This window comes from Streptococcus sp. P25B114 (assembly GCF_053010325.1).
This window is the reverse complement of record NZ_JBRKNW010000031.1, coordinates 1-9,809: the sequence shown is the minus strand read 5'-3', so window position 1 is coordinate 9,809 and position 9,809 is coordinate 1. Positions and strand designations below refer to the sequence as shown.

Genomic DNA, 9,809 nt, shown 5'->3' with positions numbered 1-9,809 from the left:
GGAGCCTTTCCCAATAAGCGAGCGATTTCCCGATTGGATTTCCCTTCGCCTTTCCACCGTTCAATTTGTCTGCGGTTTTCGATTGTCAAATGTTTTCCTTTTGGTGTATAATGTGTATGCATCTCCGTGTCTTCCTACCTTGTGTTTGTGGTGAACTACAAGTATAACACGGAGGTGTTTTCTTTTACCTACAAGGAACTTTCATTTGTCAACAGGTACCCTTGAACCTGTTTTGTTGGCTCAGCCAAGGCTCTCATTCGCCTTGGTAAACCAGCCTAACAGGTCCAAGCCTGTTAACAAACGAAACCAGAACAGACAGCTGAACCAGTTGAAACAGCTGTTTTTTGGCTAGGTTGGGGTGGCTAACTTCATTATAGAACTTTCGTTTTTTCATCTCAAAGCCCTCCTTTGTGATTATTATATCAAAATTATATTGACAAAACAAATATAAGCGTGTAATATAATGTAAAAAGGAGTATTCTTATGAAAAGACCAATTCATCTCTATATTTTTGTAGCTCTATCAGCTATTGCCAGTCTCTTGCGGGTCTACAATGCATTTTTCTCACATTATAATGAGGAAGCCATGCTTCAACTGGTGCAAAGTGCTCCAAGTATAGACGAAAACTTCCTCATCTATACCAAGGAGGCTATCGGTTTCCAAACAAATCTTATCAATAAGGTTCTGGCAGCGCTTTTGCTGTTGACCGTAGTAGCAACAATCGTCTTCCTCTTCATGAAAAAGAACGAGCAGGCCTCCTTTACCTATCTCGGTTATGTCTTTGGAGCCTTGTTATTTAACACCTACGCCTTTATTGGTGGTAAGGGCTTAGTCTCTATCTTCACGGATGAATTGACCCGCCAAGGAACATCTGCAACCTTGATGGGAGGCTATATTGTCAATATTGTCTTGTTTGCTATCTATTTTGGTGTGACTGTATTTTTCCATTTGCGTAAGCCCAAGGAAAAGCCAAATGCAGCAACCAATGCAACCGACATCTAATAATTAGAAAATGCACAGCCGATGTAGCGTGTGCATTTTTTTGTTGCTTAAGGTAGGGCAATGTAGCGACGAGCACCAGAATAGGATAAGTAGCTCAACCATAGCTTGCCTTCTGCCTGAACGATTCGGTCATAGTTGACGCTTTGACCGACGTCATAGTAGGCTAGAATCGAAGCTGATAAACTAGCTTGATTTCGAATGGCCAATCGGTTCTTGAAGGTATAGGTGCCCGACGAAGGTAGGGCCGGTGTGCTTGGGCTGGTTGGTGCAGGTTTTGGAGTAGGTGTGGTCGTAGTAGTAGCGGTTGTTGTCAATTTTTTAATCGGTATATAGCGACGATTTCCAGCAAAGCTGAGGTAGCTAATCCACTGGTAGCCGTCTGCTTCCAAGACACGGTCGTAGTTAACGCTTTGCCCTGCTTGATAGTTTGCCAAGGTTGGACTAGCTATTTTTGCCTCAGCCTTGATGGCGGTTTGGGCGGTGAAAGTGTAGGTTCCGCTTGGAGCTAGGTTGGTTGTTGAACTTGCAGGCTTGGTTGGTGTCGTCGAGACCGGTGTAGTGGTAGTCGCTCCAGAATAGCCGGTCAAGTCCTTGAAATGAATATAGCCGCTGACTGAATTTTTATGAATCCAGCGTTTATTGTAACTTTCATTATAGTTAAAATTATATTCTTCAATCTCTACCATATCACCATTGATAGCGGATACCCAGGCCACGTGCATGCTATTCCACCAAGCAACAGAGCCGATGGCAGGGTTCATGTCTACGCGGTAGCCTTCACGTTGGGCGCGGTAACCCCAAACATCGGCATTACCGTAAGCACGCGGTAGGGTAAAGCCGTTTGTAGTACTGAGGCGGAAGGCGACGAAGGATGTGCACTGGCGCGTGTACATTCCCCAAGGGTCGACCTGCCAGCCAATTTTATAGGGATAGTTGTCCCCAAGGGCTGCAGAAGTGGTTGTTGTGCTAGCTGTTCGCATTTGGTTACTTGGAGTGACCGCAGTGCGCGCGGTCCCAGTATTTGTCGTGGTATTGCTTGTCCCAGCTGTTTGCGGGATTGTTATGGTTCTGGCTTGGTTTTTGGAAATGGCAGAGCTACTGCTGGTAGTTGCAGGAGCTACTGCTTGTATCGTACTTGTATTTGTTTGTGGGGTAATCACTTCTTGTGGCTTGGAAATTATTCCTGCATCACTGGTCTTTGTAGCAGTCGTTTGCTGGCTGGCTTGGTTTGTATTGGTAGAAGATGTACTTGTTTCAGTACTTGTTTGACTTGCCTGACTCGTTTGAACTGGGCTACCTGCTTGTGCCGTAGAAGGATTGGTGGTAGAAGCTGTCGTACTAGCCGCAACCAGTTGGGCATTTAGCAGACTGACAGTTGCCAGCAGGACTGAGGCAGCACCGAAAGAATATTTTCGGATAGAAAAGCGTGATGCATGGTGTGTAAGTGATTGTTTTGTCATTCAGACTCCTTTGAAAAATTTTTATGTGGAAGTTTCGGAGGCAGTCAATCATATTGTTCAGGATTGGGGGTTAGAACCTGTATTCACAGCTCGGCATTTGAGCTAATTAAGGTAGCTTGCTTGTGACTACAGTTTCTTAGTTCTTTATGAAATTTAGATTTATATTGAATGAACCTCACATTCAGATTCGTTGCTTATACTCAATGAAAATCAAAAGTAGCCTAGGAAACGACGCCGAAGGTAGAACTGGAGTTCACCAAGGCAAGTTGACAACGGATAAGATGATTTTCGAAGAGTATTAATCTGGATATGACCTTCATTGAGCATTCGGAGTTGATTGACTGCTCCTCGCCTCCTCACTTACTCTGTTCGCAAGTCGGCTGGAATTTTTCCAAAAAAATTGGGAAAAATAAAAAATCCTTAACCAAAATGGTCAAGGATTGGGATGGATTACATTTTTTCAGGGGCTTGGACACCGAGAAGGCGGAGAGCCTCTTTGAGAACGACACCAGTTGCGTAGGCAAGGGCCAGACGGCTGTCACGTTCTGGGCTTTCGTCCAGGATACGTGTGTGGGCGTAGTATTTGTTGAAGGCTTGAGCCAGATTGATGGCGTATTTGGCAATCAAAGATGGGTCAAATTTGTCACCGGCACGTTCAACAACATTTGAGAAGTTTTGGATGTGCTTGATGATATCCCAGCTTTCTGCGTCAGCCAGCTTGTAGTCATTGTCAGCGCTTGGTGTAAAGTCAGCCTTGCGCAGGATAGACTGGATGCGGGCGTATGCGTATTGAACATAAGGACCAGTCTCACCTTCGAAGGATACCATAGCCTCTAGGTCAAAGTCATAGCCGTTGTCGCGGTCGGTTTTGAGGTCGTAGAACTTAACAGCCCCGACCCCGACTGCATGCGCGACTTCTTCCTTGTTTTCCAGGTCTGGATTTTTAGCTTCGATTTGAGAAAGGGCGCGTGAGATAGCCTCATCAAGCGTCGGCTCGAGCAGGATAATATTTCCCTTACGAGTAGACAATTTTTTCTTGTCTTTTGTCACCAAGCCGAAGGTGATATGTTTCATATCGTCGCTCCAGTTGAAACCCATTTCCTTGAGAACAGCTTTCAGTTGCTTGAAGTGGTTAATTTGCTCCTGACCAACGACGTAGATGTTTTTCACGAAGTCATAAGTGCGCTTGCGGTACATAGCTGTAGCGATGTCGCGGGTGATATAAAGTGTGGCACCGTCTGTTTTCATAATGAGGGCTGGTGGCAGGTTGTAGCTTTCCAAATCTACAATGCGGGCACCTTTAGACTCATGGAGCAGGCCTTTTTCTTCTAAGATTTGAATTCCTTCATCCATCTTGTCATTGTAGAAGGCTTCACCGTTGAAACTGTCGAAGGTAACGCCTAGCTTGTCGTAGATGCGGTTAAATTCCACCAAACTTTCGTCGCGGAACCATTGCCACAATTCTTTTGCTTCAGGGTCGCCGTCTTCCAATTTTTTGAACCATTGGCGAGCTTCTTCGTCCAGTTCAGGTTTTTCTTCGGCCTCAGCATTGATACGGACATAGAGTTTGAGCAATTCAGAGATTGGGTCAGCTTCAACCGCTGCCTTGTCGCCCCATAGTTTGTAAGCAACAATCAGCATACCGAACTGTTTGCCCCAGTCGCCCAGGTGGTTGATACGAATTGGCTTGTAGCCCAGTTTTGCATGGATATTTGCCAGAGCGTCCCCGATAACGGTCGAACGGAGGTGTCCAACAGAGAAGGGTTTTGCGATATTAGGGCTAGACATATCGATAGTGACATTGCGGTCTTGACCGATAGCTAGTTGACCGTAGTCTGCCTTTTCGGTGATGACCTGGGTCAGGACATCGTGCGAAATTGCGGCCTTGTCCAAGAAGAAGTTGACATAAGGACCAGTTGCCACGACTTTTTCAAAACCTGCAGTATCCAGCTTTTCAACAATGTCAGCTGCGATGGCTTGTGGTGCCTTGCGCTCAACCTTTGCTAGTGAGAAAGCTGGAAAGGCGATGTCGCCCATTTCGGATGACTTTGGTTTTTCAAGCAGTGCATAAATGGCTTCAACTTCCAAGTTAGGAAGCACAGCAGCCAATTTTTCAGCAATCATTTGTTTATGATTCATAAAAATCCCTCCAGGAGTTATTGATTCTATTTTAACATAATTCTAAGTCAATAGTTGTGAAAAATGATATAATATTTATAAATATACATTCAGAGGTAAGATGATGAACAAGCTAGAACGCCATGACTTGATCAAGTCTATGATTCGTCAAGAAAAAATCGGTCGTCAAACAGATATTCAAAGAGGCCTGGAAGAGCAGGGGGTTGTGGTAACGCAGACCACTCTTTCTAGGGATTTGCGAGAGCTGGGAGTTGTGAAAGTGTATGAGGGTGGACGATCCTATTATTCCATGACTGTCGAGGATGACCAGGTCCACTTTGTCCAATTGCTGGCCCAGTATGCCTACAAGGTCGAGCGCGCTAGTTTTATCTTGGTACTCCACTCAGACTTGGGTGAAGCGGCCTTGATGGCCAATATTATTGACGCGGAAAAGCCTGCGCCAATCTTGGGAACCATTGCAGGAGCTGATACCCTCTTAGTCATTTGCCGAGACGAGTCAGCGGCCCAGCAGGTAGAGGCAGAGATTAACTCTTATTTAGTATAGAATGTGAGAGACTATGGCAACAGAAAAAATTTCTCCAGGAATGCAGCAGTATCTGGATATTAAGGCGCAATATCCAGATGCTTTTTTGCTTTTCCGTATGGGAGACTTTTACGAGTTATTTTATGAAGATGCGGTCGAGGCGGCTCAGATTTTGGAGCTGTCTCTGACTAGTCGCAATAAGAATGCGGACAATCCTATTCCCATGGCCGGTGTGCCTTATCATGCAGCCCAGCAATATATTGATATGCTGGTGGAGCTGGGGCATAAGGTCGCCATTGCTGAGCAGATGGAGGATCCTAAGCAGGCTGTCGGTGTGGTCAAGCGTGAAGTAGTTCAGGTCATCACTCCGGGGACGGTGACGGATTCCTCGAAAATGGGAGCCGACAGCAATTTCTTGGTTGCCATTGAGCGTAGCGGGGCTCATTTTGCCCTGTCTTATATGGACGTGGCAACCGGACAATTTTTCGTGACTAGTTTGGATGATTTTGCTAGTCTCTGCGGAGAAATCCGTAATCTGCGGGCGCGTGAAGTGGTCATCGGCTTTACCCTTTCTGAAGAGGAAGAGCAGGTGTTTGCCAATCAGATGAATCTGCTCCTGTCTTTTGAGGATGAGGTTGCAGATGACGTTCATCTGATTGACCAATCCTTGACGGACTTGGAGAAGGCTGCAGCAGGGAAATTGCTGTCTTATTTGCATAGGACCCAGATGCGAGATTTGGCGCATTTGCAAAAGGTAGTCCACTATGAAATCAAGGATTATTTGCAGATGGATTATGCGACCAAGTCCAGTCTGGATTTGCTGGAAAATGGGCGAACTGGCAAAAAGCATGGCAGTCTTTACTGGCTCATGGATGAGACCAAGACGGCTATGGGGATGCGGCTCTTGCGGACTTGGATTGACCGTCCTTTGATTGATCAGGGGCGAATTGAGGCGCGGCAGGCAGTTGTGCAGGTCTTTTTGGATTATTTCTTTGAGCGTAGCGACTTGATTGAGGCGCTGAAAGGGGTCTATGATATTGAGCGCTTGGCCAGCCGAGTATCCTTCGGGAAAACCTTGCCCAAGGATCTCTTGCAACTTTCTCAGACCTTGGGAAATGTGCCGGCTATCAAAAATATCCTGTCGCAGATGGGAGAGCCTGCTCTGGCTAGCTTGGTTCAGGGGCTGGATTCTATCCCAGAACTTCATGCGCTGATTAGCTCTGCTATTGACCCAGAGGCCAATGGACCGATTACCGATGGCAATATCATTAAGACGGGCTTTGATGAAAGGCTGGATCAGTATCGTCTGGTCATGCGTGAGGGTGCGGGCTGGATTGCGGAAATTGAGGCCAAGGAGCGGACGGCATCTGGTATAAATAATCTCAAGATTGATTACAATAAAAAAGATGGTTACTATTTTCACGTGACTAATTCCAACTTAAGTAATGTGCCAACACATTTTTTCCGTAAGGCGACGCTGAAAAATTCGGAGCGCTATGGGACGGAAGAATTATCCAAAATCGAAGGTCAGATGCTGGAGGCGCGTGACAAATCAGCCAATCTGGAGTACGAGATTTTTATGCGCATCCGTCAAGAAGTGGAGAAATACATCGGTCGCCTGCAGAAATTGGCTCGTACCATTGCGACTATTGATGTCCTGCAGTCTTTTGCGGTTGTGGCGGAGCAAGAGCGCTTGGTTTGTCCGACCTTTACGGAGCATCGCGAATTGACCATTGACCAAGGTCGCCATGCCGTAGTAGAAAAGGTTATGGGTAAGCAGACCTATATTCCCAACTCGATCCATATGGATGGAGAAACCCATATGCAACTAATTACAGGCCCCAATATGTCCGGTAAATCGACCTATATGCGCCAGCTGGCTATGATTGTTATCATGGCGCAGATGGGATCCTATGTGCCGGCTGATCAGGCGGAATTGCCAATTTTTGATGCGATTTTCACTCGGATTGGTGCGGCGGATGATTTGGTCAGTGGGCAGTCGACCTTCATGGTAGAAATGATGGAGGCCAACAAGGCCGTGCGTTTGGCGACAGACCGCTCGCTCATTCTCTTTGACGAGTTGGGGCGTGGGACAGCGACTTACGACGGTATGGCTCTGGCCCAGTCCATTATTGAGTATATCCACGACAAGATTGGTGCTAAGACCTTGTTTGCGACCCATTACCATGAATTGACCGAACTAGGAAAGACCTTGGAGCACTTGGAGAATGTCCATGTGTCGACCTTGGAGCAAAATGGTCAGGTGACCTTCCTTCACAAGATTGCGCCAGGTCCTGCCGACAAGTCTTACGGTATCCATGTGGCCAAAATCGCAGGTATGCCAGAGGACTTGCTCAAACGGGCGGATAGTATTTTGCAGCAATTGGAAAATCATGCGCCGTCCAGTCAGCCAAATCTAGTGAGTGAACCAGCCTTGGGGCAGTTGGATTTGTTTGCAGAAATTAGCAGCCATCCTGTGTTGGATGAATTGCAGGCTCTGGACATCCACAATATGACCCCTATGGAGGTCATGATGGTGGTTGCAGAGTTGAAGAAGAAGCTGTGAGATGAGTATCGGCAGGAAGAAATAATTGAGGTAAGGAATGAAAAAAATCACGACAACTCATTTTACATGGTTGGTGGCAGATGCGGGCGAGACAACAGATATTGATTTTTTGAAGGAAAATCTCCATTTGGATTCGGAAATCCTGTCCTACGTATTGGATAAAAACGAATTTGCGCGTTTGGAGTATGACAAACATAGTCAGGAACTGTTGGTGATTTACAATGCCCTGCGTTCAAATTCTAAGTCAGATTTGACCTACCAGACAGCTCCGGTGTCTTTCTTTGTATCTGGCAATCAGTTACTGACGATTTTTGGTGAGGATACCAATTATTTGCAGGCCAGTTTTGAACGAATATTGCATAGGCGACAGGATGCGACCATGCTAGAATTTGTTTTCACTGCCCTGTTTCTGATTTCAAAAGCCTATTTCCCAGTTCTGGAGAAATTGAACCGCAAAAGTTCGGAATTAAACAGGGTCTTGCGCGATGAGACGACTAAAAAATCTCTTTTGGAATTGTCAGATTTGGGAACTGGTCTAGTTTATCTGGCCTCTGCCAGCAAGCAAAATGCTTTGTTATTGGAACAATTGCAGGGGCAGACCTTTTACAAAAGCTTGTCGGAAGATGAACTGGAACAATTGGAAGATGCCCACATCGAGGCCCGTCAGCTGATGGAAATGACCAATCTATCAGCCCAAGTCATCGAGAAGTTGGAAGGCACCTACAATAATGTCCTTAACAACAATTTGAACGATACCATGAAAACCATGACCAAATTATCTATCCTTTTGGCCATCCCAGCCATTGTCACAGGATTTTTCGGTATGAACGTGGAACTTCCTAGTATTTTCATGAAAATCAGCCAGTCTTGGTTTTGGGTCATTATCCTCTCGGCGGGGCTGTGGGTAGTGATTGCACTCTTTCTCAATCGCATTATGCGCAAGGAGACTAGACGTTAAAATGATGTTAGTCAGAACAGTGGTTCTGGCTTTTTTGCCGTTTAGACGTTGAATTTGACCGAATGGCGACAGGCTATTGAAATCGGTCTATAGATCCGGTTTAATAGTCATAGAAGTTAGCTGGCTTTAAATAAAGAAAGGAGAGTTTATGAAAGTGAAGGTTGCTATCTCGCCCGAAATCCTAGAAGATTTGGTTACGGTTGAAGCGAGAAAATTAACAGCACAGATTAGTAGCTTGGTGGAAATGATTGAGACCTTTGGTAGGCAGGCGGAGCGTCTGACGGTCAAAAAAGGTGAGGAGGTTCACTTGTTGGAGTTGTCGGAGATTTACCGACTCTATTTGGAAAATAAAATATTGCAGATTGAGACGAGGGATGCAGTTTACCAGTCAGATTTGCGGCTTTATCAGGTCAAGGAAGTATTGTCATTGGATTTTCTACAGGTCTCTCAGTCAGAAATCATCAACTTGAAGCAATTGGGTCACTTAAAACAGACACCTAATGGCTTGGTCAAGTTAGTCATGAAAAATGGGGCGGGAACATATTCCTCTCGCCGTTATTTGAAAGTTATTAAAGAAAGGTTAGGATTATGAAAAAATATCTCTTATCGGCATCTTTGGGTGTTACCATTGGTAGTTTAATTTCAATTGTTATGGCAAGCTTCTTTGGCGAAGGTTACTATTTGCCAATTAATCCTCATTCGACCATGGGAGCCATTTATCTGGAGCGGTTTTCGCAGCCGCTGATTATGCTGATTTCGGTTGTTATTTGGGGGACAATCGGTGTCCTCTTCCAAGCTGCGGACAAGATTTTTGAGCAAGATTGGAGCTTGGTTCGGATGATGGTGATGCATTTTCTGGTAACGGCAATCGGTTTTACACCGCTATCGATTTTAGCGGGATGGTTTCCAGTCAATCTTGCAGGACTGCTCTTTTTCTGGATGCTCTTTATCTTGATTTATGCCTTGATTTATTGGTTTAATATCCATCAGATGCGCCAACAAATTGAACGAATCAATCGTTCTTTGGATAAATAATACTCAGTTAAAATCAAAAATAGCGGAAGTCCAGTCTCTATGTACAATTGATTTTAGTTGATAAGCAGTTAAGGTTTGAATAACCTCTTCAAGTTTATCGATTACCTCATTTAACGTCCTAAATAC

10 protein-coding genes are annotated in these 9,809 nt (G+C 45.3%); 6 read left to right on the top strand and 4 right to left on the bottom strand.

Annotated features, from left to right (window positions below; genetic code table 11):
* Both ACVC7T_RS10655 and ACVC7T_RS10650 read right to left on the bottom strand, forming a co-directional pair.
* Positions 1 to 122 (bottom strand): helix-turn-helix domain-containing protein (locus tag ACVC7T_RS10655; RefSeq protein WP_447262929.1); only part of this gene is annotated, 122 nt, incomplete at its 3' end.
* A gap of 131 nt (positions 123 to 253) precedes the next feature.
* Positions 254 to 394 carry a hypothetical protein gene (locus ACVC7T_RS10650; protein ID WP_161948257.1) on the bottom strand — a complete coding sequence of 47 codons (141 nt, stop codon included), beginning with the start codon at positions 392 to 394 and terminating at the stop codon, positions 254 to 256.
* 89 nt (positions 395 to 483) lie between these two features.
* Here ACVC7T_RS10650 and ACVC7T_RS10645 point away from each other — a divergent pair, with 89 nt between their 5' ends.
* Entirely contained in the window at positions 484 to 1,002 is a 519-nt protein-coding gene (locus tag ACVC7T_RS10645; RefSeq protein WP_105110245.1) for an ABC transporter permease, read from the top strand.
* 47 nt (positions 1,003 to 1,049) lie between these two features.
* Here the strand turns inward: ACVC7T_RS10645 and ACVC7T_RS10640 are convergent, their stop codons facing one another.
* Complete coding sequence (locus tag ACVC7T_RS10640) at positions 1,050 to 2,462, bottom strand: SH3 domain-containing protein (RefSeq protein ID WP_105160866.1); 1,413 nt, start codon at positions 2,460 to 2,462, stop codon at positions 1,050 to 1,052.
* Between the two features lie 450 nt (positions 2,463 to 2,912).
* Entirely contained in the window at positions 2,913 to 4,601 is a 1,689-nt protein-coding gene (gene argS / locus ACVC7T_RS10635) for an arginine--tRNA ligase (protein ID WP_447262928.1), read from the bottom strand.
* A gap of 103 nt (positions 4,602 to 4,704) precedes the next feature.
* On the opposite strand from argS, the gene argR reads away from it, so the two are divergent.
* From argR to ACVC7T_RS10610, 5 genes are all read left to right on the top strand, one after another.
* On the top strand, positions 4,705 to 5,145 hold the full coding sequence (gene argR, locus ACVC7T_RS10630; RefSeq protein ID WP_105110242.1) for an arginine repressor: 441 nt from the start codon (positions 4,705 to 4,707) through the stop codon (positions 5,143 to 5,145).
* A gap of 13 nt (positions 5,146 to 5,158) precedes the next feature.
* Positions 5,159 to 7,690: a DNA mismatch repair protein MutS gene (gene mutS, locus ACVC7T_RS10625; protein WP_447262927.1), complete on the top strand. Its 2,532-nt coding sequence runs from the start codon at positions 5,159 to 5,161 to the stop codon at positions 7,688 to 7,690.
* 37 nt (positions 7,691 to 7,727) lie between these two features.
* Positions 7,728 to 8,648: a magnesium transporter CorA family protein gene (locus ACVC7T_RS10620; protein ID WP_172009683.1), complete on the top strand. Its 921-nt coding sequence runs from the start codon at positions 7,728 to 7,730 to the stop codon at positions 8,646 to 8,648.
* Positions 8,649 to 8,796: 148 nt separating this feature from the next.
* On the top strand, positions 8,797 to 9,240 hold the full coding sequence (locus ACVC7T_RS10615) for a LytTR family DNA-binding domain-containing protein (protein WP_105122403.1): 444 nt from the start codon (positions 8,797 to 8,799) through the stop codon (positions 9,238 to 9,240).
* On the top strand, positions 9,237 to 9,683 hold the full coding sequence (locus tag ACVC7T_RS10610) for a DUF3021 domain-containing protein (RefSeq protein ID WP_394733956.1): 447 nt from the start codon (positions 9,237 to 9,239) through the stop codon (positions 9,681 to 9,683). Before ACVC7T_RS10615 ends, ACVC7T_RS10610 begins: the two co-directional genes overlap by 4 nt.
* Positions 9,684 to 9,809: the final 126 nt, after the last annotated feature.

Excerpts from the sequence above, each read along its gene's own strand:
- ACVC7T_RS10650 (WP_161948257.1), bottom strand. The coding sequence starts at position 394 with ATGAAAAAACGAAAGTTCTATAATGAAGTTAGCCACCCCAACCTAGCC.
- ACVC7T_RS10645 (WP_105110245.1), top strand. The coding sequence starts at position 484 with ATGAAAAGACCAATTCATCTCTATATTTTTGTAGCTCTATCAGCTATT.
- ACVC7T_RS10640 (WP_105160866.1), bottom strand. The coding sequence starts at position 2,462 with ATGACAAAACAATCACTTACACACCATGCATCACGCTTTTCTATCCGA.
- argS (WP_447262928.1), bottom strand. The coding sequence starts at position 4,601 with ATGAATCATAAACAAATGATTGCTGAAAAATTGGCTGCTGTGCTTCCT.
- argR (WP_105110242.1), top strand. The coding sequence starts at position 4,705 with ATGAACAAGCTAGAACGCCATGACTTGATCAAGTCTATGATTCGTCAA.
- mutS (WP_447262927.1), top strand. The coding sequence starts at position 5,159 with ATGGCAACAGAAAAAATTTCTCCAGGAATGCAGCAGTATCTGGATATT.
- ACVC7T_RS10620 (WP_172009683.1), top strand. The coding sequence starts at position 7,728 with ATGAAAAAAATCACGACAACTCATTTTACATGGTTGGTGGCAGATGCG.
- ACVC7T_RS10615 (WP_105122403.1), top strand. The coding sequence starts at position 8,797 with ATGAAAGTGAAGGTTGCTATCTCGCCCGAAATCCTAGAAGATTTGGTT.
- ACVC7T_RS10610 (WP_394733956.1), top strand. The coding sequence starts at position 9,237 with ATGAAAAAATATCTCTTATCGGCATCTTTGGGTGTTACCATTGGTAGT.